Genomic DNA, 25,465 nt, shown 5'->3' with positions numbered 1-25,465 from the left:
AAATGTCTACATGCTGTGAAATTCGACAAGATTAGCCTCGTAATATTGTTCTCCTAGTTTTGCAAGAAGCGCTTTAATTATATTTGAATCACCGTCAATTGCCAAAGCAGAATAACCTACTTTGTTTCTTTTTCCCAGGCGCATATCGATGATATTGATATTTTTTGAGGCCAGGGCCGAAAGCAATATCAACAGAACTCCCGGGGAATTCTCATGCTTTGTCAGGATCATCTTTGGGCTTAGCGCTATTTTCAGTTCCACGCCATCCATTTCATACAAATAAACTCCCTCCCCATAAAAATTTGGAAGATCTATATTTTGATCATAAGTAAGTTCCAGGAATGTATCCTGGTCGGTACCGTGAACAAAATCAATGGCATTTTTGACATTGCCATTTTCTGCTTCAAGCGTTAAAAAGGCCACGGCCGTTCCATCATTATTCGAATGTAAACGAGCTGTTTCAACGTTGACTCTCTCTGAGGCCAGCGAGTTGAAAAGTGACGACAATACTCCGGCTTGATCACGATGTTTTGAAAAAAGCCCTTTGACCTTGGTTTTCCCTGATACCGGAGTTTCATTTGAAACTGTAATAGATTTATTTCCCTTCCTGATCCTTACGGCATTATAATCGCCCATCCCTGTAGCATTTTTATAAATGTCGATAAATTCAGAAAAAGAACCTCCAAAAGAAAAGTCAGGAATGATTCTCCTGCTTCCATGATGAAAGCGTTGATTTAATAATTCAATTCCCTTATTGAGGATCGTGTATTTAACCTTAAGGTCATGGTCATCGAAGATTGTTCTCTTTTCAGGAATAAGCTTTGAAAAACTCACGTATTGCTGATAACCTGCTTTATAGATGTATTCCAGACTTTCCTTAAAGTTATGCCCGTAATACCTCACGTGATGCGTATCTGTCCCCAGGGCAACAGGAATCTGCAACTCAAAGGCCCTTTTCAGAATATTTTGAGATGGATACACCCCTACTCCCTTAAAATCACCAGCCATATTCACATCCAAAGCCAGGTCTCTATCGGCTATAATTTCTAATAAAGTCCTGAATTTATTGGCCAGTGGATGAGAACTGGTCTCAAAGTGAAGCAGTACATCCGGAACCTCTACGTTCAATTTAGGAAGGTCTATATGGCCTACAACCTGAATCATATCCCCAAAACTTTCGATCATTTCAATCATTTCATTGATATAACCATTCCAGTAAGCTTCAAGTGATCCTCTCTGTTTTAAAAGTTCCAGTGCCTCTTCCTTCGAACCGTCATAAGGCAATCCTTCTGGAGCAAAATGAACAGAGCCAATAACAAAATCGGCCTCCTCTGCCTGAAATATCTTTGATCTGCTCCAAAGAAGGCCAAGGTCGGCCCCCATCCATTCAAGTTCCACACCGTATTTGATATTGATCCGGCCCTCATATTTTTTGCGGAGATTTGCTATTCTTTTGGGATAATTGATATAAGACCGATCTCCCCTAATGAATTTAATGTTGGTATCCTTTTCGGCTTCATATCGAAAATTGGTCAGCCGCGGGCTGTGAATGATAAAAGTAATACTCGGGTGTTTTTCTGCTATAGCCTTGTCGACTATGTCTTCCAACTTGTCAATTCCATGCTTGACATGATCATTTTCAGTACCCGCATGAATCCCGTGGGTTTCCCAAATAAAATCATTAAATTTCTTCATTTCTTCCTATCAATATAAGACGTTAATAATGGCTGCAAACATAACAATTGCAGTGCAGAATTAGCACAGAAATCAGGATAAATTTACAAGATTACAGAACCTCTGGTCAGCAGATTATGGATTTTGCAACATTAGTCATGTATCATTAAAAAAACATGGGTACTTCAATAAAAAGGATTTCAGAATGATCCTCAGCAGTCACGGTAAAGGAATCTGATTTCCAAATACCCATTGCATCCCTTGATTCCAGCATCGCATCATTCAGTTTTACCTTCCCTGAAATAAGCATGAGATAAACACCGTGATTTGTTGATTTTAATTGATATTCAAAGGTATTTGCTCCACTGAGGTCAATTCTTGAAATCCGGGCATCCTGATGGATGCTTAAATCATCTGCCTCAGCATCCTTATAACTTTTAACCAGTACCTGCAACTTGTTTTTTCTCTCTTCGGGATCAAATGATTTTTGACCATATGCCGGGTTTATTCCCGACTTTTCAGGAATGATCCATATTTGAAACAAATTCAATTCTTCTTGTACATCGTAATTTCTTTCAGAGTGCAATACACCAGTACCCGCGCTCATTACCTGTACCTCTCCGGTAAGCAACGGAATCCATTTGTTACTCATCGAATCTTTGTGTTTAAGCCCCCCTTGTAGAGGAATTGAAATGATTTCCATATTGTGATGAGGATGCTCAGCAAAACCTGTACCTCCCTTAATAAAATCATCGTTTAAGACCCTTAGAGCCCCAAAATTGTCTCTTTCCGAATTGCGATAATTTGCAAAACTGAAAGAATAATTAGCCTTCAACCAATCATAATTTGCATGCCCTCTCTCATTGGCCCTAAATATTTTTGTTTTCATATCTCTTGGTTTATCTTATTTTATCCAACAAATCATTCAATGTTTTAGCTTCTGACTCAGTCAATCGATTCATATACATGTCAAAATCCTTTAAGTTGATCTTTTCCAGAAGTGTCAGCCCTTTTTTAGTGATTTTTACAAATACAACTCGTCGGTCATTGTCACACCTCCTTCTTTCCGTCAATTTTTTCTCACAAAGCTTGTCCATGAGTCTCGTTGTATTAGGGGATTTCTGAACCATTCGCTCTTTTACTTCTGTAACAGTAATTTCTTTTCTTGCACCTCTTAATATTCTTAAAATATTGTATTGCTGCTCTGAAATATTAAATGGTTTCAGCAATTCGGTACCAATTTGATCGAGCCAGCCCGCTGTATATTTGATATTTAAAAGTGCTTTCAACCTTTCATTCGAAAAAGCTGAATTGATTTCCTTGGCAAGGTCTCCCATGATTACAAGCTTTTTGAGAATTCATCACTTAAGGCCATCAACTTTTCTTTCAATTCTTTATTGGCAACAACTCCGTCTTTAAAATTCTCTTCGAAAGAGGGAAAAGTCATCGAACCAATAATATTTCCTCCGTTATAAGGAAACCTGTTTAGAGCAATATCCATCACAGACTGACCACCTCTCGGTCCTGGAGATGCACTCAGCAACAGCATGGGTTTGTTTCGCCATACCTTGGCTTCAATTCTTGATAACCAGTCAAAAGCGTTTTTAAATGCTGCACTGTAGGCTCCATTGTGCTCTGACAGTGATATGATAATCCCATCGGCCTCTTCAACCAGTCTGTTTAAAGATTTTAAATCATTTGAAAACCCAAACTCATTTTCAATATCGACCGAATAAAGCGGTAAGTCGTAATCATTGAGGTCAAGGTTATTGGTTTCAATCCCTTCGACTAATGAAGCCGTATATTCGGCCAGTTGCTTATTAATGGAGTTTTTACTCGTACTTCCTCCAATTGTTATGATGTTTTTCATGTGTGACATTTTTAGTTTGAGGTACAAATATACAAAATTATTTATATATTTACCATGGTATTTATTTACATGGTATATTTTATCTGATAATTGACCTGCATTTTGTACTTTAGCCCTTTAAATCAGGATCAAAAAATAATGGATATCAACTTCAATATGAATGAAGACCACAATAAATTGCTGGCTTCTCAATTAAGGAAAAAGCTGCGTCATGTATCATTAGGAGGCGGTGAAGCAAGGATATCCAAACTTCACGAAGCAGGTAAAATGACAGCACGTGAGCGCATTGACTTTTTATTTGATGAGCCTCAGAAAGCGCTTGAAATTGCTGCCTTTGCCGGAGACGGGATGTATGCCGAACAAGGGGGCTGCCCTTCTGGCGGGGTTGTGGTTAAAATAGGATTTATCAAAGGAAAACAATGTATTGTCGTCGCCAATGATGCCACGGTAAAAGCCGGTGCCTGGTTTCCGATTACTGCAAAAAAAAATCTTAGGGCACAGGAAATCTCCATGGAGAATAAACTCCCGATCATTTATTTAGTTGATAGCGCAGGCGTATACCTTCCTATGCAGGATGAAATCTTTCCGGATAAAGAACATTTTGGGAGGATCTTCAGAAACAATGCGATCATGAGCAGCATGGGGATTACACAGATTGCGGCAGTGATGGGAAGCTGTGTGGCCGGAGGTGCTTACCTGCCCATTATGAGTGATGAATCTATTATTGTCAACAAAACAGGAAGTATTTTTCTTGCCGGAAGTTATTTGGTTAAGGCGGCTATTGGAGAACTGATTGAAAATGAAGAACTCGGCGGAGCAACTACCCATACAGAGATTTCGGGAGTTTGTGATTACAAGGCAGAGGATGACAAGGATGCCCTTGAAACAATCATCAACATTATAGACAAAATAGGCAGCCAGGAAAGCGCGGGATTCAACAGGTCTGAACCTCAGTTACCCTCAGAACCCGAATCGAATCTGTTCGGGCTTTTGCCACAGGCGAGATCTGCACAGTACGATATGAAAAAGATCCTGCGCTGTATGGTTGATAAATCAGAATTGCAGGAATACAAAGCGAACTATGGCAAAACCATCATTTGTGCCTATGCCAGGATAGATGGTTGGGCCGTTGGTATCGTTGCCAATCAAAGAAAGGTGGTGAAAAATGCAAAAGGCGAAATGCAATTTGGCGGCGTGATTTATTCAGACAGTGCCGATAAGGCGACCAGATTCATAGCCAATTGCAATCAAAAGAAAATACCGCTGGTGTTTTTTCAGGACGTAACAGGCTTTATGGTTGGCAGTAAATCAGAGCATTCAGGCATTATCAAAGACGGGGCAAAAATGGTAAATGCCGTAAGCAATTCAGTGGTTCCGAAATTTACCGTCGTGATTGGCAACAGCTATGGTGCCGGAAATTATGCCATGTGTGGAAAAGCGTATGACCCGAGACTGATTGTTGCCTGGCCAAGTGCGGAGTTGGCTGTTATGGGCGGGGAACAGGCGGCCAAGGTACTGCTGCAAATAGAAACGGCAACTTTAAAGAAACAAGGAGAAACTATAAGCAAAGCAAAGGAAAACGAGATACTTCAAACGATCACTGATCGCTATAAAGAACAAATTTCGCCTTATTATGCTGCGGCAAGATTATGGACTGATGCCATTATTGATCCATTGGATACCAGACATTGGATCAGTTCAGGTATTCATGCAGCCAATCAGGCCCCTATCGAAAAAAAGTTCAATTTAGGCATATTACAAGTTTAACACATTTCAAAATTGACAAACTAACAAATCATGGGAAGAGCATTTGAATTTAGAAAAGCCCGAAAAATGAAACGCTGGTCGGCCATGGCCAAAACTTTTACCAGAATTGGTAAAGATATCGTAATGGCGGTTAAAGAAGGTGGTCCAAATCCTGAGACCAATGCCCGGCTAAGGGCTGTGATGCAAAATGCAAAAGCAGCTAATATGCCTAAGGAAAATGTTGAGAGGGCTATCAAAAAAGCATCTGATAAAGATACTGCAGACTACAAGGAGATTCTTTTCGAAGGATATGCCCCGCATGGTATAGCCGTATTGATCGAAACCGCTACAGATAACAATAACCGAACCGTTGCCAATGTTCGTGCTGCATTTAATAAATGTGATGGAACCTTTGGCACATCGGGATCAGTTGTTTTTATGTTTGACCATACCTGTAATTTCAGGATCGCTGCTGAGGGCTTAAAAATGGATCTTGAAGAATTTGAACTGGAATTGATCGATTATGACGTGGAAGAAGTGTTTGAGGATGAAGACGGAATCCTGATCTATGCTCCTTTTGAGCAATTCGGTGCCATTCAAAAATACCTTGAGGAAAATGAACTGGAGATACTTTCATCTGGTTTTGAGAGAATCCCAACCACAACCAAAAAATTAAGTGAAGAAGAGCAGGCGGATGTTGAAAAGCTTTTAGAGCGGCTTGAGGAGGAGGATGACGTGCAAAATGTCTATCATTCAATGGAATTGAATTAAAGCAACAGATAAGTTTTTATACAAGAAATATCAAGCATGAAGCGAACATACCAGCTTTCTGAAATATCGGAAACTGCCAAATGGATTCTGCATAACTGCAACTCAAGAGTGTTGCTGTTTTACGGGCCTATGGGAAGTGGGAAAACCACTTTGATCAAAGAAATCTCTAAGCAGCTTGGTGTTGATGATGTTACCAGTTCACCCACTTTTTCTCTTGTTAATGAATACCATTCAATAAACGAAGAAACCCTGTATCATTTTGATTTTTACCGGATAAATAGCGAGGAAGAAGCCTATGACATGGGAATTGAAGAATATTTTGACAGCGAGGCCTGGTGTTTTATAGAATGGCCGGATAAAGTTGAAAATTTACTACCTTTAGAGTCGGTTGTTATTAAATTAAGCATTAATCAGGATAATACCAGAACCATAGAAATCAACTAAAATGTCCAAACAACTTTCACCTTTTAGCCGTGAAGAGCTGATGCCAAAACCCGAGATGCTTGAAATAAAAAAGCATAAGGACGAATTATATATCGGTATCCCTAAAGAGACACATTTCGATGAGAAACGTATTTGTCTCACCCCCAACGCAGTAGCTGCGCTTACTTCACATGGCCATAGAATCGTAGTAGAATCAGGTGCAGGGGATGGAACAAATTATACTGATCAGGAATATTCTGAAGCAGGTGCGAAAATTTCATATAATGCAAATGATGTCTTTGCCTGTAACATTATATTAAAAATTGAACCTCCGTCTCTTGATGAGGTCAAGATGATAAATCCGCAAAGTGTTTTGATCTCGGCCATGCAGATCAAAACGCAGAAAAAGGAATATTTTAAAGCCCTGGCGGAAAAAAGAATCACTGCCATAGCCTTTGATTATATTCAAGACTCACATGGTATTTACCCTCTGGTAAAATCCTTAAGTGAAATTGCCGGAATTGCCTCGGTACTTATCGCTGCCGAGATTATGAACAATAACAATATCGGAAATGGCCTTTTGTTAGGTAATATTGGAGGGGTCCCACCGAGTAAGGTCGTTATTATAGGTGCCGGTACCGTTGCTGAATTCGCCGCCCGTTCTGCAATGGGATTGGGTGCAAGCGTAGAAGTTTTTGACAACTCACTCACGAAATTGAGAAGCATACAACACAAATTACAGCATCCGATTGCCACTTCTACCATTCAGCCAAAAAATTTAACCAAGTCACTCGCTGAATGCGATGTTGCTATTGGGGCTTTGAGGGGAAAAACCAGAACACCCGTGGTAGTTAGTGAAACGATGGTGGAGCAAATGAAAGACGGAGCTGTGGTTATTGATGTCAGCATCGACAATGGAGGTTGTTTTGAAACCTCAGAGATTACCACACACAGTAAACCAACTATCGTAAGACACGGCGTAATTCATTACTGCGTTCCGAATATACCTTCTAGGTATTCCAGAACCGCATCCGTTTCCATAAGCAATATTTTTACACCTTACCTTTTAAATGTAGGTGAAATGGGGGGTATAGAAAATGCTGCCAGATTTGACAAAAGCCTCCAGAAAGGTATGTATTTTTACCATGGAATTCTTACCAATAAGCGTATTGCAGATTGGTTCAACCTGCCTTTTACTGACATCAACCTGCTTATTTTCTAGCCAATGGACGACATGAAAACGCGTTTTACGCTGTATGGGTTTGGTTTCGCCATTGGAATCGTTCTAGTTTTCTTTTTTCTCGGAGGTAAAAAAGCATCCTGCAACTGGTTACCCAATGACAGGATCTTAAATATCATAAGCCAGAAAAAGATCATGCTCAGCGAGGATGTAAAAGAAGTACTCCTTTCAACCCCAACCGACAGCCTGGACGTCATGCAGGTACTCAACAGGGGAGAAATCGATTTTTCAAAAAGCCAGGTAAAGAATGATCCTTGCAGAAATTACTGGATAGAAGGTTCCGGTGACCTAAAAGAGCTTGTGATCACAGTGGAATTATGTGATTCAACTGCACTTGTAAAAACGCTTACAAGAAAGACAGAGGAGAAAAAATAAATGCCGATACCCACGGGTACCGACATTTACTTATCAACTAACCACAATAATTTTAATAAGAACTGATATTGCCTGAACCGCTTACTTTAATGTCTTCGATTCTGGGTTGCCCTTTGTATTTGATATCTCCGGAGCCTGAAACCCTGGCAACAATTTCCTTCTCTACATGTACTCCAATAGAGCCTGAACCAGAGATTTTCAAGGCTGCCTTTTCTGTTTTCAAATCATAGGCATCAACATCTCCTGAACCGGATACGGCTGCTTCAAATTCGGTTGCACTCCCTGAAAATTCAATATCTCCGGATCCCGATATAGCTGTTTTAAGCTGCTGGACATCCATCTCAACATCAATATCTCCGGATCCGGCAAGGGCCACATTTAAAGAATTGCCTTTGATTTTATCTTTTCCAATGATATCACCCGATCCTGCCATGGCCAGAGAATTTATATTCTTAAAATGAACTGTTACCGTCGTCTTGGCTGAAGTTCTTATATTTGTCCCCTTTTTCCATTTGATGTTTAAAGTGCCATCTTTTACTTCTGTAATCAAATAAGGCTCAAGATTCTCTTCAACGCTTATATCAAGCTTTCCTTCTTCACCGGCCACTAAAAAGACATCAAAGGAACCTGATACCCCTACCCCGTCAAAACTTCCGACAGTCCTGGTTTTATTTATAATTTTTCCATTCCCCTTTACTTTCTGCGCATAAGAAGTACCGAATGCGAGGGTTAAAATTAAAAGTAAGACAGTCGATTTTAAAATTGAATTTTTCATTGTTACGTTATATTAGTTGTTATAAATTTTTACACCTCCGTATTCAGAACTTATTTCCATTTTTGATCCAGAATTTTCTTTATTGACAAAGCCTTCATAATAGCTGGAAGAGGATTTTACCACTTTTTTAAGATAAGTTATATTCTGCTCGTCATAGTCAAAACCGGCATAGTTTAATTCGGCGATAAAATCAAAAGACACATCACTATCAAGACCTATTTTAATACCTGCATAATCTGTATGAATATCAATGCTCTCAAAACCCTTCATCAACTTATCCACTTTAATGCCACCGTAATCAGCCTGAATGCTAAGCTTTTTGTAAATGGTTCCGAATCGCATGGTTATATAATCTCCCTGACCTTCTATGATATTCGCGTTTTTTACCTCAACATTTCCATAATCACAAACAAATTTCAATTCTTCAATGTTTTCAAAAACAGATTCGGTATAGTCGGCATTTAATTCAATATTTTTAGCCTTCCCAACCCTGAATTTAGAATAATTTGCATTAACATTACCTCCATTCATCAACCCTATTTCTGAGTCTGAAGTATAGTCAATATTGACACTGTTATTTATGTGATACAGGCTTCCAATAAGTATTTTCCCATAATCACAACTAATTTCTGCCTTTCCCTTGATCTCATTCAAAGTAATGGTTCCATAATCGTTATTTAGGTCGATACTATTGGTAACAGGTACCTTTACCTTGTAATCAATCTGGTAATTCATTTTATTCTTTGAATTGTACCAGCCTTTTGAATTGTTTTCAAGCGTTGTTTTAGCCGAAACCGCAGATCTGCTGTTTTCAAATTTTACATTGATCTTGGATAGCCTTTCAATTACTTTAGCTTCGTTATTTCCGCTCACTGTGATGGTCACTTCTATTTCAACCTTATTCTGATCCCAGGAAATGACGTCTACATTTCCATATTTATTTTCAATACTGAGGTTTGCATCAGCATTCACGTCGTATTCTTTTTTAATGGTTTTGGTTTTTTCATAATCCCCTGCGTTTTTTTTAGGATTAGCAATACCCAACATGGGTACCACCAAAAACATGGCTATTAATAATTGTATCCTTCTATTCATGACTTTTGATTTTAATAATGTTAAACTCTGTTTTCCTGAGGCACCAATTCTTCAAATTCCTCAAGTTGATCCATCAAATTCTGTAAAATTTGAAGCCTGGTTTGAAAATTAGTGATCATGGCATATATAACACGTTTATCAGCATTGCTTTCTTTGAGCTCTAAAGTAAGTTTGCGATAATTTGTTTCAAGTAATTCCAGTTGTATAAAAGCATCCTCAATAATTTTTTGATTCGCCGGTGTTTTTCTCGTCTTAATTTCTTCCACCTCTTTTTGAATACTGGTCATATAAAAATTCTGAGTCTCTTCCATTTTAGGAGATACATCCGCAAGGTCTATCCCTCGGGAATCGCTTTGATTGTAATTACCCATCCAGTAACCAAAAAACAATAAGACCGATGCGGCCACTGCCAATATATACCAGGGTGTTCCTCCCTTTTTCTTTGGAGTCTCATCAACTTTCTCCAATCTTGCGCGAAATCTTTCAAAATGGCCTACATCCGGCTCAGCAAAATCAAATTCGTGCTTATTATTCTTAAAAAATTCTTCCATATTATTTTTCATGATCCTTCAATTTAAAACGGATGACTCCGTTAGTATTTTACGTAACCTGCTCTTGGCTCTTGAGATCTTCGTTCTGCAATTCTCATTGCTGATATTGAGTATTTCTGCAATTTCCTCATTGTCATAGCCTTCGATCAAACTTAAAGTAAGTACCCTTCGATAACTATCTTTTAATTGCTGCATCGCATGAGCCACTTTCTTAACTTTTAAATTCACATAGTCAATTTTTGATTCGTTTACTTCGTTTTCATCCACATCTTCAAGCTTTCTATCAATGACTTCTAAATTCACCTCCTGTAATTTGTTTTTCTTTTTTATCTGCGTCAAACTTCTGTTGATCACAATTCTTTTTAACCAGGCTCCAAAAGGCACTTCCCCTTTATAGGTATCCAATTTTGTAAAGGCATTTAAAAAAGCCTCCTGCATTACATCCTCTGCATCAAAACTATTCTGCAGAATTCTTAGGGCTGTATTAAACATTGCCTTGTAATATAATTTGTATATCTCAAATTGCGCTGTTGTACTTCCGTTTTTACAAGCCTGTAATAGTTCGGTTATATGCTGTTGTTCCACTTGCAATGCTTTGGTTCTATATTAATGACAATTCATTTATCGTGATGTTACACTTTAATGAAATAAAATTACAATTTTTTATAAAGGATTAATTATCAATATAATAATTTAAGTATCCATGCTTGAGAAACTTTCTTCTGATGAAATAGCTGCTTGGCACAAGAATTGACCATTAGATAAGGCATAGAAAGGTTATTAATACACAACTCTTTCTAAATGAGATAATTGAATAATGAGAAAATATACAAACCTACATCGAGTTTGTATTAATAATGTCAAAATGACTTAAAAAAAGTATGAGCAGATCAAAAATTATAAATATTGACAACTTGTCACTTCAAAATATTCTTGATGAAGAGGCCGAATTAATTCCGTTGATGACGCCTGAAGATGAAGAGGAAATAAGAAAAGAAGATGTCCCCGAAACATTACCAATTCTTCCGCTGAGAAATACGGTACTGTTTCCCGGAGTGGTCATCCCGATTACCGCGGGCCGTGATCAATCTATCAAATTGTTAAAAGAAGCAAACAAGGGCAACAAGACGATAGGTGTGGTGGCCCAAAAGAACGAAGCAACAGAAGATCCGGGTCTGGAAGATATATATCAGATAGGAACGGTTGCGCGCATCCTTAAGATTCTTAAAATGCCTGATGGGAATACCATGGTGGTCCTGCAAGGTAAAAAACGGTTTGAAATAGATCAATTAATTGAAGAGAAACCTTATTTAAAGGCAAAGGTCAAAGAAATCGTTGAGACGCTTCCCGAAAAAAATGACACTGAATTCAAGGCTATCATTGATTCAATCAAAGATATCTCCCTGAGAATCATCAAAGAAAATCCGAACCTCCCGACAGAAGCAGCTTTCGCCATTAAAAATATTCAAAGTAATTCCTTTCTTGTCAATTTTGTATCATCCAATCTGAATTTGACCACAGAAGAGAAACAAGAACTTTTGAATATCAATGGTTTAAAAAGCCGGGCCCTGGCCACCTTAAAAAAAATGAATAAGGAGCTGCAAAGGCTTGAACTCAGCAACGCTATTCAGTCAAAGGTTCGTGAAGATATGGACCAGCAGCAAAAGGAATATTACCTTCATCAGCAAATGAAAACCATTCAGGAAGAACTTGGTGGGGTTTCGCATGATGAAGAGATTGAAGAAATGCGGGAGCTGGCAACTAAGAAAAAATGGAGTAAGGAAATTCAGGATACATTCGAGAAAGAAATTGGAAGACTGCAAAGGATGAATCCTCAGGTAGCCGAATATTCGGTACAAAGAAATTATCTTGACCTCCTTCTTGAATTACCATGGGAAGAATACAGTACCGACTTGTTTGATCTTAAAAGGGCAGAAAAGATTTTAGACAGGGACCATTACGGTCTTGAAAAGGTTAAAAAAAGGATCATTGAACATTTAGCGGTGTTAAAGCTAAAAGGAGACATGAAATCTCCCATAATATGCTTGTACGGACCTCCTGGAGTGGGTAAAACTTCTCTTGGCAAGTCAATTGCTGAATCTCTGGGCAGAAAATATGTTCGAATGTCATTGGGCGGTTTACGTGATGAAGCCGAAATCAGAGGGCACAGAAAGACGTATATAGGGGCACTGCCAGGCAGGATAATTCAAAGTATTAAAAAAGCCGAAACATCGAATCCTGTATTTGTATTGGATGAAATCGATAAATTGAGCTCAAATCATAGCGGAGATCCTTCTTCAGCTATGCTTGAAGTTCTTGATCCTGAGCAGAATACTGATTTTTATGACAATTACCTGGAAGTTGGTTATGACCTTTCAAAAGTGATGTTTATCGCGACGGCAAATACTTTATCAACAATTCCATGGGCACTTCGTGACAGAATGGAAATTATTAATGTAAGTGGTTATACCGTTGAGGAAAAGGTTGAAATCGGCAAGCGACATTTGCTTCCAAAACTATTGCGCGAACACGGCCTGGATACTTCAAACCTTAAAGTAGGCAAAAAACAACTTGAAAAAATCGTAACCGGTTATACGCGTGAATCGGGTGTAAGGGGTCTTGAAAAGAAACTGGCAGAGGTTGTTAGATTCGCCGCAAAATCAATTGCCATGGACGAAGAATACAATGTCAAAATCACGAACCAGGACATTGAATCCATCCTTGGTCCTTCACACCTTGAAAGGGATAAATACGAAAACAACCAAATCCCCGGGGTTGTAACAGGGCTTGCATGGACAAGTGTAGGTGGTGACATCCTTTTCATAGAATCAATCCTGTCAAAAGGCAAGGGTACATTATCGATTACAGGTAATCTGGGTAAAGTCATGAAAGAATCGGCTACGATTGCCCTTGAATACATAAAGGCAAATCTTGATGAATTTGGCATAGATTATAAAACAGTGATCCATAACAACTTACATATACATGTTCCTGAAGGGGCTACACCAAAAGACGGTCCAAGTGCAGGAATCACCATGCTTACTTCTTTGGTGTCGACACTCACTCAGCGAAAAGTAAAAGCCAGACTGGCGATGACCGGTGAGATTACGCTTCGGGGAAAAGTGCTTCCCGTTGGAGGAATCAAAGAAAAAATCCTGGCAGCAAAAAGAGCCAACATAAAAGAAATTATTCTTTGTGATGAAAACAGAAAGGATGTTGAGGAAATCAATGAAAAGTATTTGAAGGGATTAAGTTTCCATTATGTAAAAGAAATGAAAGAAGTTATCAATCTCGCTTTATTAAAAGAAAAGGTTAAGAAACCTAAAAAAAGGGTACAGCTTTAAGACGTTTTGAAAATAAAGGTCATTTCGAAAGAAATGACCTTTATTTTTTGTTTATATTTACGTATAGTCAATGGATTACTAGGGATTTATTCTGAAATTTCTTTTTTGATTAAAGTTTTAGTGATAACAGATACATCTGATAATCAGATATTTTGGGTTTATTTTTTGTAAAAAAACAATTAAAATAAATCTTGCGCTTTCATAAGAACTGGCTGCAACTGTCTTATTTGATCTGAGAAAAATCTGTTATCTCTCGGTGGAATCCAATAATTGACCTGTATGAGATAAACCTTAATAAACAGGGTTCATATGTAATACCTAAATGTAACATTTATGTTCCAAAGATCAGTTTTTTTAATCTTATTCCTGCTGCTAACAAACCTTTCGGTCAATGCTCAAAAAGCAGCAAAGTTGTTCCGATCAGATTCCATTCTTGTATTAAATCTTGAAATGCCCTTAAAAACAGTGGCAAATGACACAAAAGAAAGGAATAAGCACAACGCAAAAATATCCTACACACAAGCTGACGGGACCGTCGTCGAGCACCAGTTAAAAGTCAATGTCCGTGGAAATTCGCGCACATTTAAACAAATATGTACTTTTCCGCCTTTGAGATTGACCTTTAACAAAGCCGACACAAAGAACACGATTTTTAAAAATCAGAAGAAACTTAAATTAGTGACACATTGCCAGAACGAGAAATCTTATGAAGAATACATTCAAAAAGAATATTTGGTGTATAAAATGTATCAGAAAGTAAGTCCTTATAGTTTCAATGTTATACTTGCCGAAATTACCTATATCGACTCCGATAATCCGAAAAGGGCAAATATGCACTACGGTTTTTTCATTGAAGATATCAAAGATGTCGCAAAAAGAAATGAGGTAAGTGTATTTAAGGATTCCCTCAGAAATCAGGAGGTTGCAAATAAGGAAGAACTCGACAAGTTGATCATGTTCCAGTTTATGATTGGAAATCACGATTGGTCCATCTCTAAAATGCACAATATGAAACTTGTTAAAGGTGATCAGGGAAGGTTACCAATCCCGGTCCCTTATGACTTTGATTATTCTGGATTGGTTGATACGCCTTATGCCCTGCCTCCGGAAGGAAGTAATCTTGAAAATGTAAAAACTCGTGATTTCAGGGGTTTCTGTCGTTCAGATGGTTATAAAAAAACAATAGATTTTTACCTGAGTATCCAGGATGATATGTTAGGTATCATCGAAAATGCTGACTTCTTAACAGAAAAAAGCAGAAATTCAATGACCAGGTATGTCAGTGGGTTTTACAAAAACCTCAATGACCCAAAATATGTCGATAAAAAAATAAACAAGGCCTGTAGGGTAAAACATAAGCACGCCTATGAAACAGACTAAAAATAACATACTAATAACGCGCTATTTCATCATTGCTGTTTCTGCCGTATTTATTTTTATGAGCTTTGATAAGCATTCAAAAATAAACCGGATAGCAACACAAAATGATTATAAATATGAAGGGACCTACTCTTTGTATGTGGGGAAAACCGATTACTATAATTTTCGCTGGATCACCGAGGCAGCAGACATAGGTCGCTATCAAATTATTGACTCCAGAAACAGGATTGTTGCATCCGGGAAAACAGATACAGCAAGAACCCACAATATTAACCTTGATAAAGAAATAAAAACTCCCTTTACTTTTGAATTCGGAGGTGAAAAAGCAGGAATGCATCAGGTGAGGATCAAAGCCAATGCCGAACAGGACAAAACAGTTTATAAAAAAGTGGATTCTATATATGTAGTCGGAGATATCCACGGGAGATACGATCAATTGATCACCTTGCTGACCAAATCAAAGATCATTGATAAAAACTTAAATTGGACAGCAGGAAATGCTCATATTGTTTTCTTAGGAGATGTTTTTGACCGTGGTGATGATGTGACAAAAGTGCTTTGGTTTATCTATCAATTGGAAGAAAAAGCTGCAAAAGCCGGTGGCGAGTCACATCTTGTACTTGGCAATCATGAAATCATGACCATGACCAAAGACCTGAGGTATCTCAGCAGAAAGGAGCAAAATATTTCATTGGCCCATGGCCTTGGTTATGAAGAGTTGTTCCATCCGATCAATTCGGTACTCGGATCCTGGCTGCGGAGCAAAGTATCTTTGTTAAAAATTGATCATGTCGTAATGTCGCATGGCGGTATTTTGAACATTGGCCCTATTACGCTTGAAGAATTCAATAATAAAGCTTATTTCTTTATGAAAGAGCCGATGTATCTTGAGATGATGGAAGCATATCCCGACAGTACCAAATATGATGTAAATCACTGGATGGAAATGAGAAGCTTTTTTTTCCATTCCGACAGTCCATACTGGTTCAGGGGTTATGTACTTTTAGACACCCTTGGCCCGCAATTAAATACAATGCTCAAAAAGCACAAATCAAAGTTGCACGTGGTAGCCCATACAACACGGGAAACCATTACGCAAAAATATGAGGGAAAGCTGCTTACAACGGATCTCGATGACGCAGCCACCGAGTTACTTTTGCTTGTAAGGCACAAAAAGAAATACCAAAGGTTTAAAATTGACAGTGAAGGAATAATATCCGAACTTAACGGCGTGGAGCAGTAGTTCTGTTGTAAGGGCCTCGCCTTGATCATTTCCAATTTTAAGCTTTATATTTGAATAATAAATTCCTACTTTTGGACAAAGTTATTCGGAATAATGCAATTTAAATATCCAGAGATTTTATTTTTTCTTTTTCTGCTGCTTATTCCCCTTCTTATTCATTTGTTTCAGCTACAAAAATTTAAGAAAGAAGTTTTCACAAATGTTAAGTTCCTGAAAGAAATAGAGCTCGAAACCAGAAAAAGCTCCAAACTCAAAAAGCTTCTCATTCTTTTGGCACGGATGCTCACTTTAATGGCATTGGTTATTGCATTTTCTCAACCTTTTATCAATAAGAATGAAGGCCTTCAAAAAAGGAAGCGTATTTTTTATATAGATAATTCACTGAGTATGCAGGCAAAGGGTAACACCGGCGTCGACAAGTTAGAATTGAGCAAAAATTACCTCCTTGACAAATTAGAAGCAATAGATGATGAAGTGAGCCTGATCACCAACAACAAGCCTATGAGTCATTTGGACCAAAAGGGCCTTCAAAGGACTTTGATTGAACTTGATTTTTTCCCTCTTAAAAAAGATATTAACCAGGTACTGTTTCAGGTAAACACCAATTCAAATAATAAAATCAATACTTTATTTGATGTTTATTTAATTAGTGATTTTCAAAGTATTAACAATGTTATTGATACCAGTTTAATACGTAAAGAACACAATTATTCTTTGGTCGACCTGTCGGATATCACCACAGGAAACATTTCTCTCGATTCGGTCTGGATCACAAAAAACAATGGCCGCCAAATCTCTTTAAAAGCCGAAATAAGCAGCGAGAGAATGGAAGTCAAAGACTTAAGTGTATCCCTGGTTATCAATGAACTGCTTTACGGAAAAACAACATTAAGCTTAAAACCCGGAGAAACTGAACACATTGAATTCTTGATTCCTGCTTCATCATCAGATTACGGCAGCATCTCCTTTACTGACCACAGTTTGAATTTTGATAATGAACTATTTTTCAGTATTCCTAAAAAGCCAAAAAGAAATGTTTTGGTTATTGGTCTCAAGAATAGTTTTTTAGAAAGGATTTACAATCCACAAGAGTTTGCCTTTATCAAATCCAGTTATGCTGACCTGGATCAAAGCATCATCCCGAACCAAGATCTCATTATTCTTAATGAATTAGAAAAAATACCAAACCCCCTAAGTCAAAGCCTGGCAGCTTTTACTGAAAAAAATGGAAATCTTGTGATCATTCCTGCCGTTGACGCAGATCTTGACTCTTATAACAAGCTGTTGAACGCTTTTGGAACAGGAAAGATTGCGGGAAAGTTCAATGAAGAAAAAAGTGTCAACCGGATTAACTATGACCATCCGTTTTTTGATCAGGTATTCGAAAAAGAAGTATATAACTTTGAATATCCGTTATTGCGAGATGGATATACGGCCGATTTTAAAAATTCCTCCACACTACTCCAGTTTGAGGACCAAACAGATTTTGTGACAGAAATAAAATATTTCAACAACAAGATCTACTGGATCTCCTCACATCTGTCTGCCCAGGAAAATACTTTTGTAAATTCGCCCCTTGTCGTTCCGCTGTTTTACAATTTTTCGGTTCAAAACAAGAATGATAAGTCGATTTACCTGACCATAGGACAAAAAAATGAGATTACAGCAAGGTCAGATAAGTCGGATGAGGAAGCCTTAAAAATTGTTGGGAACGGCATGGAATTCATTCCAATGCAAATTAGAACAAGTGAGCGAATCAAATTAACTACCCAGGATTACCCGCTCAATTCAGGCCTTTATGATTTGAAATCAGGTGACACATTGCTGGAAACTTTAGCTTTCAATTATGATCGAATTGAAAGTGACCTTACTTATGTCAATCTCAAACCTTTGACTGATCAATTTGAGAACATCCATTATTTCAATTCTTTGGATACGGCAATGAAAGAAGGAATCGAAAGGAATAATAATAGAGAACTATGGCAATTATTTGTTATTTTTGCTTTGGTTTTTTTAATCTTGGAAATTCTGCTTCAAAAATTTTTGAAGAATTAAATATTTTAAGATGATTAGCATCAAAACAAGAAATAAATGAACATACTTCTAAGATCTGCCAAGATCATCGACAGCAACTCAAGGTATCATAACCAAAAGATGGATATTTTGATTCAACATGGTATCATTACGAACATTGGCAAAAAACTGGAACTCCCGAAAAATTGCAAGGAAATTCAGTTGAAAAACCTTCACGTTTCCAACGGTTGGTTCGACACCAGTGTTTCGTTAGGTGAACCCGGGTATGAAGAGAGGGAAAACATTAAACACGGATTGGAAGTAGCTGCGAGATCCGGGTTTACAAAAGTAGCCTTAAACCCCAATACCAATCCATTAATCGACAACAAATCAGCAGTAGAGTTTTTGATACAAAAAAGCTCAGAATCGGCTGTCAACCTTTATCCGATAGCCAATCTTACCCAAGGGGCACAAGGAAAGGAAATGGCCGAATTATATGACATGAAAAATTCAGGGGCCATAGCTTTCGGTGATTATAACCGATCTGTTGAAAACGCAAATTTGCTTAAAATAGCGTTGTTGTATGCTCAAAATTTCGACGGGGTTGTCTTAAGCTTTCCACAGGATGCAGGAATTGGGACTCACGGATTTGTAAACGAAAGTGAAAATACCACAAGGCTCGGACTTAATTCGATTCCTAATCTTTCTGAAGAATTACAGATTTCCAGGGACCTTGCTTTACTGGAGTATACAGGTGGAAAATTACATATCCCGACCATCAGTACTTCCAAGGCCGTGCAATTGATCAAAGAAGCCAAGAAAAAAGGGCTTGACGTCACCTGTAGTGTCGCTTCACACCATATATTCCTCACAGATGAAGAAATAAGATCATTTGATACCAATTTTAAGGTAACACCGCCATTGAGATCCGACAAGGACGTAAAATCACTCATCAGAGGTATAAAAGACGGAACCATCGACATGATCGTTAGCGATCACAACCCCATTGATATTGAAAACAAGAACGTGGAATTTGAAAATGGGTTTTACGGGACCATTGGAATGGAATCACTTTTTGGCAGCGTCAGAAAAAAATTAGAGCTCGAAGAAACGATCACTTGCTTAACTGAAAATCCCTGCAAACGCTTTGACCTTCCCGTTTCAGTTATTGAAAAAGATGCAAAGGCAGAGCTGACCCTATTCGATCCCGACGCCAAATATGTTTTTGATACAACGGATATCATATCAAAATCAAAGAACTCAGCATTTTTAGGAAAAGAACTTTTGGGGAAATCTTACGGTATCTTCGCCAACAATAAACTGGTACTGTCCTGAGTATGTAAAGAGGAAATCCAACACATTAACTATTAAAATCTTCACCCATGAAAAATCAAACAGTACAAGAAGGCAAAACCATTGCCATTATAAGTTATATCACTGTTATTGGTACTTTGATCGCATTTATCATGAATCAAAACAAACAGAATTATTTTGCGTCCTTTCATATCCGTCAGGCGATAGGCATATTTGTCCTGGGTCTGCTCGTTAATTTTCTGCAGCGCTATACAGATTTTGGCTGGTTAGATATGTTATTGGGCATCGGGGTATTTATTTTATGGATCATCGGCCTGATCGGGGCAATTCAGGGAGAAGAAAAAAGGGTTCCCTTACTTGGGGATCAATTTCAGGAATGGTTCAGGAATATTCATTAAAAACATAAGATTCGGTGAGCAGATCTTTCAAGACTATTAAACAAATCAAAACACACTAGAGACTTCTATGGCTTCATTTTCACTGGAATACTTGATAAGACAACCTAAAATACCTCAATCCAATGCTCCGCTGCTCATCATGTTTCACGGATATGGCAGTAATGAACAGGATCTGTTTTCTTTTGCAGACGAATTACCCGGAGAATTGCTGATCATAAGTGCCAGGGCTCCTTTATCACTTGGATTTGGAAGTTATGCCTGGTATACCATACATTTTGATGCCACAAGCAGTGATAAATTTTCGGATATCCCTGAAGCAAAGGAGGCGCTGAAACGCATAGATCAATTTATCAACGAAGTGGTCGCAGCCTATGATGTGGATGAAAAGAACATCTTTCTTCTTGGATTTAGCCAGGGCACCATACTGAGCACCGCTTATGCACTTAACCATCCTCATAAAATTCAACACATAGCAGCACTTAGCGGATATGTAAATCAAGAATTAATTGAAAAGCCTATTGAAAAAGAGAGCTATAAAGATCTTGATTTTTTTGTTTCACATGGATCGGCAGATCAGGTAATACCTGTTGAATGGGCAAGAAAAACAGGCCCCTTCCTTGAAAAACTCAACATCAAATACAGTTACCGGGAATACCCTGTCGGCCACGGCGTGGCTCCGCAGAATTTTTATGACCTGCATAACTGGATCAAAGAACGCTGTTCTTCTCATTAAACTGATAAGCCTTAAGCCATGTGCGTATTATCCTTAATTTTGTAGCTTAGCCCCGATTTTAAAAGGGTCACACCCAGAAATTATGCTTAAAAAAGTACTCCCAGCCATTTTATTAGTTGCCCTGTTCGCTTGTGATCAACCGAACAAACAAGGCCTTGAGGCGATTCAATCGCTGAATGACAGTATCAAACAAAGCTATGCGCCAGACAAGCGCGTGGCCGTTTATACGCTCACGCTGTCGGAACAGGCAAATCAGATTCAAATAACGGGTGAAACTGATCAACCACAGGCGCTTTCCAGTCTGATAACCCTGCTGAAGGCCAGAGGGATGGAGATAAAAAACGAGGCGATCATTTTGCCCGACTCAAGTGTGGGCCCATGGAAACAGGCAGTAGTGAACAATTCCGTTGCAAACATCCGATCAAATGCCAGGCATTCGGGAGAACTGGCAACTCAGGCCATCCTGGGTACTCCCTTAAAAGTTTTAAAAATCAAAGGAGACTTTTATTTGGTGCAAACGCCAGATGGTTACATTTCCTGGGTAGATCACGGAGGGGTTACGCTTATGTCTTCAGAGGAATTCAAGTCCTGGAAAATGGCAACAAAAGTGGTTTTCACAAAGGGTTTTGGTTATGTTTATAAGGAATTAAACAATGAATTTGACAAAATCGGTGACATGGTGTTAGGCTCACAATTGCTGTTGGTGGAAGAAATGCCCTCTTTTTACAAGGTTCAGTATCCCGACAAAAGGCAAGGCTATCTTAAAAAATCAGAAAGCGAAGTATATCATACATGGATACAGGAAGTACAACCATCAGGCGAACTCGTTGAATTATACGCTAAAGAATTAATGGGGGCTCCTTATTTATGGGGAGGAACTTCTTCCAAAGGCATGGATTGCAGCGGATTTACAAAGACTGTTTACTTTATGAATGGCTATATCATCCCTCGTGATGCCTCTCAGCAGATTATGGCAGGGAAAGACGCAGACCCTCAGTTTACGCTGGAAAACCTTAGAAAGGGTGACCTGATGTTCTTCGGGAAAAAAGCCACCGACAGCACAAAGCAAAGGGTAACCCATGTTGCTATATGGCTTGGCAACGACCAGGGTGAGTTTATTCATGCTTCGGGAAGGGTGAAACTGGGTTCAATTGATCCTGTTTCAAAGTATTATGATGAATTCAACACAAACAGATATTTAGGCAGCAGAAGATACCTGGGTCAAAAAGATAATGCTATCATTGATCTTAAACTTATGGATTCAGAGACCAGGATCAAGTCCTGAGAATTCCCTTCAATACCATTGTTTTTAACCTAATTCCATTCCCAGCCGAAAGAAGTATTAAAGACATAGTCATTATCAGCTGCATTTTCAACTGGCTGGTTATCATAGTTATACGACCAACCAAGGCGGATATAAAAATCAAGGGGAAGGTCGTATTTCATATCAAAATTAAAATCCAGCCTGTATCTTCCACCTTGAGAAAAACTCGGATATACAACAACATTTGTCCCAACGCTTAAATCGCCAATCGCATATTTGGTGAATCCCAAAGCCACATATCCTTCAGTACTTTTCCGATCAGAAGAATCACTTGTGAAATTTTCATTCGTATAGGCTATACCGGCATTGGCAGAGAAGAACATCGTATTGTTTCTTATAAAATAATAACCTGCACCAACCTGATAGGTTGATCTCAATTGCAGCAATTGCTCATCATTTGACAAGTAAATAGCTTTTGCCTGGATAAACCAATCATGAGGCAAATAATATTCACCTCCCAGTTCTGCATCCATTCTATTGATATCAGCAGCTCCATCCTGACGGCTTAAAACGGTTTTATAAAGCCCTTTACCTCTCCATTTATAGGCCAAATAAGTCGCGTTGAGGTTTGAAGTTACCTGCCTTGAATTATTAGCCTTTGTGAGGGTCATACCAAAATCCAAATCTACCGTAAGCCTTGAAAAAAAATTCTTCCCAATGGGCTCTATAAATACGATGTCCATAAGGGCGTACTCACTGGTACCTTCTTCAACGTTTAATACCACTGTTTTATCTTTTCCTGAAATACTGTTAATATCTGTGGTAAAGCGTTTTCCTTCGGTTACAGAAATTATAAATTGTCTTTGGGTTTTTATTTTCTTTACTTCCCTCCATTTGATCTTAAAATCAGAATCATCATATGAAGTACTAAAGGTTAAAATACTCCGATCCATTTTTTCTATAGTACCTACCAGGACATCATTATTTGAAAGCGTCAGGGTGTCTTTTTGTCCTGTGGCAACATTGTAGATCAAAAAAACTAAAAAAACGATATAGTAGCTTTTATTCATAATTGAGAACTTTTTTTTTCAAATATAGAAATTATGATTTTATCTAAAAAAATATCCCAATCGATATGTATTCAACTGATATTCGCCCAGATCGACCTGTTTTTCATAATTTCTCCAAAAGTCGCCCAAATGTTTTTATAAGCCGGATCTTTATGGCCTAAAGCAGAATGAGCTACTTGAATTGCTGCCTTTCTTGCCGTATACACTACCTGCGAATCCTGAACGATATCTGCTATTTTCAAATTCAATACGCCACTTTGCTGGGTGCCCATTAAATCTCCGGGACCTCTTAATTCGAGATCGACTTCGGCGATTTTAAATCCATCATTGGTCTCCACCATAGTCTGTAGCCTTTTTTTAGCCTCTTTGGTAAGTTTGACCCCTGATAATAAAATACAATAACTCTGATCTGCTCCACGACCAACTCTTCCCCTTAACTGATGCAACTGAGACAAGCCAAAACGCTCTGAACTCTCTATAACCATTACACTGGCGTTTGGAACATTAACCCCTACCTCAATGACTGTGGTAGCCACCATGATCTGGGTCTCCCCTTTTACGAAGCGCTGCATCTCATACTCTTTATCGGCCGATTTCATTTTACCATGAACAATACTTATTCTATAATCTGGTAATGGAAATTCCCTTGATATACTTTCATAGCCGTCCATAAGGTCTTTATAATCGAGTTGCTCTGACTCCTTAATTAACGGATAAACAACATAGACCTGGCGACCCTTGCCCACCTCATCTTTGATAAACTTAAAAACCGAAAGACGGTTGCTGTCAAAACGATGTATGGTCTTTATTGTTTTTCTTCCGGGAGGCAATTCATCAATGACCGAAATATCAAGGTCTCCGTAAACACTCATAGCCAAGGTCCTTGGAATCGGAGTAGCCGTCATGACCAGAATATGAGGAGGCAAATCATTCTTCATCCACATTTTTGCTCTTTGCGCCACCCCGAACCTGTGCTGTTCATCGATGATGGCCAGGCCAAGATTCTTAAAAAGAACTTTATCTTCGAAAACGGCATGTGTACCTATAATAATATGCAAGCTGCCATTTTCGAGTTCCTCGTGTATCACGCGCCTTTGGGCAACTGTTGAAGAGCCGGTCAACAAGCGTACTTTAATATTCATGGGAGCCAATAATTCATCTATGGCGTTAAAATGTTGGGTAGCCAGGATTTCAGTGGGGGCGATCAGCGCTGTTTGATAGGCATTGTCCAGGGCCATTAACATCGTCAAAACAGCCACAATGGTTTTACCAGAACCTACATCTCCCTGAAGAAGGCGATTCATTTGGGCTCCTGTATTGAGGTCCATTCGTATTTCCTTAACCACTTTTTTCTGGGCCCCTGTAAGCTCAAAAGGTAAATACGCTGAGTAAAACCCGTTGAAATAATCCCCGATTTTATCAAAAACAAACCCTTTGTTTTTTCTTTTATTGGTAAGGTTTTTAACGACCAGCTGCAACTGAATAAAAAACAGTTCTTCAAATTTTAATCTTTGACGGGCCTTGGTCAATAATTCCTGGCTTTGAGGAAAGTGTATATTGAACATCGCCTCATTCTTTGAAATCAAGCCTTGATCCCTGATCAACTTTTCAGAAAGCGTCTCCCCGAATTTACCCTGGGTCTCTGTAAAAAGCTGTTGCTGCATTTTTTGCATGACCCTGTTGCTTACCCCCCTACTCGATAAAACCTCTGTTGACCTGTAAACAGGTTGCATAGATATTTTGAAGCCTTTTTTATAATCGCTCAGCAGCTCCATCTCCGGATGAGGCATATTAAAGGCTCCGTTAAAGAAGTTTACTTTTCCAAAGATCACATAGGGCACGTTTATTTTAAGGGAATCCTGAATCCATTTTACGCCTCTAAACCAAACCAGTTCCATATGACCTGTGTCATCGACAAATTGCGCGACCAACCTGCTACCCCTTTTTTGCTTTACTGATTTAACTCCTGTGATTTTTCCAACAATCTGAACATCAGCACTATTTATCTGCAAATCTCTTATCTTGTAAAACTGTGTTCTGTCAATATATCGGTTAGGAAAAAAATTGGCAAGATCAGCATAGGTAAAAATACCCAGTTCCTTACCGAGCAACTTTGCCCTTGACGGGCCTACCCCTTTTAAATACGATATGGATGTTTGAAAATTGATTTCTTACAAATTATGAGA

23 protein-coding genes are annotated in these 25,465 nt (G+C 38.5%); 13 read left to right on the top strand and 10 right to left on the bottom strand.

The window, feature by feature from the left end; translation table 11 throughout:
• Positions 1-6: 6 nt before the first annotated feature.
• The 4 genes from AABB81_RS01355 to AABB81_RS01340 all read right to left on the bottom strand — a co-directional run bounded on the left by AABB81_RS01355 (position 7) and on the right by AABB81_RS01340 (position 3,544).
• Positions 7-1,695 (bottom strand): histidinol-phosphatase HisJ family protein, encoded by a 1,689-nt coding sequence (locus AABB81_RS01355; protein ID WP_342158083.1) that lies wholly within the window; start codon positions 1,693-1,695, stop codon positions 7-9.
• A gap of 145 nt (positions 1,696-1,840) precedes the next feature.
• Entirely contained in the window at positions 1,841-2,563 is a 723-nt protein-coding gene (locus AABB81_RS01350) for a pirin family protein (protein WP_342158082.1), read from the bottom strand.
• A gap of 10 nt (positions 2,564-2,573) precedes the next feature.
• Entirely contained in the window at positions 2,574-3,011 is a 438-nt protein-coding gene (locus AABB81_RS01345) for a MarR family winged helix-turn-helix transcriptional regulator (RefSeq protein ID WP_342158081.1), read from the bottom strand.
• Positions 3,012-3,013: 2 nt separating this feature from the next.
• Positions 3,014-3,544, bottom strand: coding sequence for an NADPH-dependent FMN reductase (locus AABB81_RS01340; protein ID WP_342158080.1), 531 nt, complete (start codon positions 3,542-3,544; stop codon positions 3,014-3,016).
• Positions 3,545-3,682: 138 nt separating this feature from the next.
• Between AABB81_RS01340 and AABB81_RS01335 the strand changes: the two genes are divergently transcribed.
• From AABB81_RS01335 to AABB81_RS01315, 5 genes are read left to right on the top strand one after another with little or no spacing between them, the layout of a single operon-like run.
• Complete coding sequence (locus AABB81_RS01335) at positions 3,683-5,311, top strand: acyl-CoA carboxylase subunit beta (RefSeq protein WP_342158079.1); 1,629 nt, start codon at positions 3,683-3,685, stop codon at positions 5,309-5,311.
• Between the two features lie 30 nt (positions 5,312-5,341).
• Positions 5,342-6,061: a YebC/PmpR family DNA-binding transcriptional regulator gene (locus tag AABB81_RS01330; RefSeq protein ID WP_342158078.1), complete on the top strand. Its 720-nt coding sequence runs from the start codon at positions 5,342-5,344 to the stop codon at positions 6,059-6,061.
• A 36-nt stretch (positions 6,062-6,097) separates the two neighbouring features.
• The gene (gene tsaE / locus AABB81_RS01325) at positions 6,098-6,505 is read left to right on the top strand and encodes a tRNA (adenosine(37)-N6)-threonylcarbamoyltransferase complex ATPase subunit type 1 TsaE (protein ID WP_342158076.1); all 408 of its coding nucleotides are present in this window, start codon (positions 6,098-6,100) and stop codon (positions 6,503-6,505) included.
• 1 nt (position 6,506) lies between these two features.
• Positions 6,507-7,706, top strand: coding sequence for an alanine dehydrogenase (locus AABB81_RS01320; protein ID WP_342158074.1), 1,200 nt, complete (start codon positions 6,507-6,509; stop codon positions 7,704-7,706).
• Positions 7,707-7,709: 3 nt separating this feature from the next.
• On the top strand, positions 7,710-8,099 hold the full coding sequence (locus tag AABB81_RS01315; protein ID WP_342158073.1) for a hypothetical protein: 390 nt from the start codon (positions 7,710-7,712) through the stop codon (positions 8,097-8,099).
• A 52-nt stretch (positions 8,100-8,151) separates the two neighbouring features.
• Here AABB81_RS01315 and AABB81_RS01310 read toward each other — a convergent pair whose 3' ends face one another.
• The 4 genes from AABB81_RS01310 to AABB81_RS01295 are packed head-to-tail and all read right to left on the bottom strand — an operon-like array spanning position 8,152 to position 11,105.
• Complete coding sequence (locus AABB81_RS01310; RefSeq protein ID WP_342158072.1) at positions 8,152-8,874, bottom strand: head GIN domain-containing protein; 723 nt, start codon at positions 8,872-8,874, stop codon at positions 8,152-8,154.
• A 12-nt stretch (positions 8,875-8,886) separates the two neighbouring features.
• Positions 8,887-9,969 carry a hypothetical protein gene (locus AABB81_RS01305; protein ID WP_342158071.1) on the bottom strand — a complete coding sequence of 361 codons (1,083 nt, stop codon included), beginning with the start codon at positions 9,967-9,969 and terminating at the stop codon, positions 8,887-8,889.
• Between the two features lie 20 nt (positions 9,970-9,989).
• Positions 9,990-10,532: a DUF4179 domain-containing protein gene (locus AABB81_RS01300; RefSeq protein ID WP_342158069.1), complete on the bottom strand. Its 543-nt coding sequence runs from the start codon at positions 10,530-10,532 to the stop codon at positions 9,990-9,992.
• A 6-nt stretch (positions 10,533-10,538) separates the two neighbouring features.
• Positions 10,539-11,105, bottom strand: a complete 567-nt coding sequence (locus AABB81_RS01295; RefSeq protein ID WP_342158068.1) for an RNA polymerase sigma factor — start codon at positions 11,103-11,105, stop codon at positions 10,539-10,541.
• Between the two features lie 296 nt (positions 11,106-11,401).
• Here AABB81_RS01295 and lon point away from each other — a divergent pair, with 296 nt between their 5' ends.
• The 8 genes from lon (at position 11,402) to AABB81_RS01255 (ending at position 22,230) form a co-directional block, all read left to right on the top strand.
• The gene (gene lon / locus AABB81_RS01290; RefSeq protein WP_342158067.1) at positions 11,402-13,864 is read left to right on the top strand and encodes an endopeptidase La; all 2,463 of its coding nucleotides are present in this window, start codon (positions 11,402-11,404) and stop codon (positions 13,862-13,864) included.
• A gap of 333 nt (positions 13,865-14,197) precedes the next feature.
• The gene (locus AABB81_RS01285) at positions 14,198-15,244 is read left to right on the top strand and encodes a hypothetical protein (RefSeq protein WP_342158065.1); all 1,047 of its coding nucleotides are present in this window, start codon (positions 14,198-14,200) and stop codon (positions 15,242-15,244) included.
• On the top strand, positions 15,231-16,487 hold the full coding sequence (locus AABB81_RS01280; RefSeq protein ID WP_342158063.1) for a metallophosphoesterase: 1,257 nt from the start codon (positions 15,231-15,233) through the stop codon (positions 16,485-16,487). The genes AABB81_RS01285 and AABB81_RS01280 overlap by 14 nt, the downstream gene beginning before the upstream one ends.
• 93 nt (positions 16,488-16,580) lie before the next feature.
• Positions 16,581-18,542 (top strand): BatA domain-containing protein, encoded by a 1,962-nt coding sequence (locus tag AABB81_RS01275; protein ID WP_342158061.1) that lies wholly within the window; start codon positions 16,581-16,583, stop codon positions 18,540-18,542.
• A gap of 36 nt (positions 18,543-18,578) precedes the next feature.
• Positions 18,579-19,835, top strand: a complete 1,257-nt coding sequence (locus AABB81_RS01270; protein ID WP_342158059.1) for a dihydroorotase — start codon at positions 18,579-18,581, stop codon at positions 19,833-19,835.
• Positions 19,836-19,882: 47 nt separating this feature from the next.
• Positions 19,883-20,212 carry a DUF4870 domain-containing protein gene (locus AABB81_RS01265; protein ID WP_342158058.1) on the top strand — a complete coding sequence of 110 codons (330 nt, stop codon included), beginning with the start codon at positions 19,883-19,885 and terminating at the stop codon, positions 20,210-20,212.
• A 67-nt stretch (positions 20,213-20,279) separates the two neighbouring features.
• Positions 20,280-20,945: an alpha/beta hydrolase gene (locus AABB81_RS01260; protein ID WP_342158057.1), complete on the top strand. Its 666-nt coding sequence runs from the start codon at positions 20,280-20,282 to the stop codon at positions 20,943-20,945.
• A gap of 82 nt (positions 20,946-21,027) precedes the next feature.
• On the top strand, positions 21,028-22,230 hold the full coding sequence (locus tag AABB81_RS01255) for a C40 family peptidase (protein WP_342158055.1): 1,203 nt from the start codon (positions 21,028-21,030) through the stop codon (positions 22,228-22,230).
• A 29-nt stretch (positions 22,231-22,259) separates the two neighbouring features.
• Here AABB81_RS01255 and AABB81_RS01250 read toward each other — a convergent pair whose 3' ends face one another.
• Together AABB81_RS01250 and recG are read right to left on the bottom strand one after the other, a co-directional pair.
• Entirely contained in the window at positions 22,260-23,279 is a 1,020-nt protein-coding gene (locus AABB81_RS01250; protein ID WP_342158054.1) for a DUF481 domain-containing protein, read from the bottom strand.
• 71 nt (positions 23,280-23,350) lie between these two features.
• Positions 23,351-25,447: an ATP-dependent DNA helicase RecG gene (gene recG, locus AABB81_RS01245; protein ID WP_342159623.1), complete on the bottom strand. Its 2,097-nt coding sequence runs from the start codon at positions 25,445-25,447 to the stop codon at positions 23,351-23,353.
• Positions 25,448-25,465: the final 18 nt, after the last annotated feature.

It is taken from the genome of Lutimonas vermicola, from assembly GCF_038433205.1.
In the GTDB taxonomy this organism is placed as follows: Bacteria; Bacteroidota; Bacteroidia; order Flavobacteriales; family Flavobacteriaceae; genus Lutimonas; species Lutimonas vermicola.
This window is presented reverse-complemented; position numbering and strand designations above follow the sequence as displayed.

What these genes read in the sequence shown, in the direction of transcription:
- AABB81_RS01355 (WP_342158083.1), bottom strand. Translation starts at nt 1,695, where the DNA reads ATGAAGAAATTTAATGATTTTATTTGGGAAACCCACGGGATTCATGCG.
- AABB81_RS01350 (WP_342158082.1), bottom strand. Translation starts at nt 2,563, where the DNA reads ATGAAAACAAAAATATTTAGGGCCAATGAGAGAGGGCATGCAAATTAT.
- AABB81_RS01345 (WP_342158081.1), bottom strand. Translation starts at nt 3,011, where the DNA reads ATGGGAGACCTTGCCAAGGAAATCAATTCAGCTTTTTCGAATGAAAGG.
- AABB81_RS01340 (WP_342158080.1), bottom strand. Translation starts at nt 3,544, where the DNA reads ATGAAAAACATCATAACAATTGGAGGAAGTACGAGTAAAAACTCCATT.
- AABB81_RS01335 (WP_342158079.1), top strand. Translation starts at nt 3,683, where the DNA reads ATGGATATCAACTTCAATATGAATGAAGACCACAATAAATTGCTGGCT.
- AABB81_RS01330 (WP_342158078.1), top strand. Translation starts at nt 5,342, where the DNA reads ATGGGAAGAGCATTTGAATTTAGAAAAGCCCGAAAAATGAAACGCTGG.
- tsaE (WP_342158076.1), top strand. Translation starts at nt 6,098, where the DNA reads ATGAAGCGAACATACCAGCTTTCTGAAATATCGGAAACTGCCAAATGG.
- AABB81_RS01320 (WP_342158074.1), top strand. Translation starts at nt 6,507, where the DNA reads ATGTCCAAACAACTTTCACCTTTTAGCCGTGAAGAGCTGATGCCAAAA.
- AABB81_RS01315 (WP_342158073.1), top strand. Translation starts at nt 7,710, where the DNA reads ATGGACGACATGAAAACGCGTTTTACGCTGTATGGGTTTGGTTTCGCC.
- AABB81_RS01310 (WP_342158072.1), bottom strand. Translation starts at nt 8,874, where the DNA reads ATGAAAAATTCAATTTTAAAATCGACTGTCTTACTTTTAATTTTAACC.
- AABB81_RS01305 (WP_342158071.1), bottom strand. Translation starts at nt 9,969, where the DNA reads ATGAATAGAAGGATACAATTATTAATAGCCATGTTTTTGGTGGTACCC.
- AABB81_RS01300 (WP_342158069.1), bottom strand. Translation starts at nt 10,532, where the DNA reads ATGAAAAATAATATGGAAGAATTTTTTAAGAATAATAAGCACGAATTT.
- lon (WP_342158067.1), top strand. Translation starts at nt 11,402, where the DNA reads ATGAGCAGATCAAAAATTATAAATATTGACAACTTGTCACTTCAAAAT.
- AABB81_RS01285 (WP_342158065.1), top strand. Translation starts at nt 14,198, where the DNA reads ATGTTCCAAAGATCAGTTTTTTTAATCTTATTCCTGCTGCTAACAAAC.
- AABB81_RS01280 (WP_342158063.1), top strand. Translation starts at nt 15,231, where the DNA reads ATGAAACAGACTAAAAATAACATACTAATAACGCGCTATTTCATCATT.
- AABB81_RS01275 (WP_342158061.1), top strand. Translation starts at nt 16,581, where the DNA reads ATGCAATTTAAATATCCAGAGATTTTATTTTTTCTTTTTCTGCTGCTT.
- AABB81_RS01270 (WP_342158059.1), top strand. Translation starts at nt 18,579, where the DNA reads ATGAACATACTTCTAAGATCTGCCAAGATCATCGACAGCAACTCAAGG.
- AABB81_RS01265 (WP_342158058.1), top strand. Translation starts at nt 19,883, where the DNA reads ATGAAAAATCAAACAGTACAAGAAGGCAAAACCATTGCCATTATAAGT.
- AABB81_RS01260 (WP_342158057.1), top strand. Translation starts at nt 20,280, where the DNA reads ATGGCTTCATTTTCACTGGAATACTTGATAAGACAACCTAAAATACCT.
- AABB81_RS01255 (WP_342158055.1), top strand. Translation starts at nt 21,028, where the DNA reads ATGCTTAAAAAAGTACTCCCAGCCATTTTATTAGTTGCCCTGTTCGCT.
- AABB81_RS01250 (WP_342158054.1), bottom strand. Translation starts at nt 23,279, where the DNA reads ATGAATAAAAGCTACTATATCGTTTTTTTAGTTTTTTTGATCTACAAT.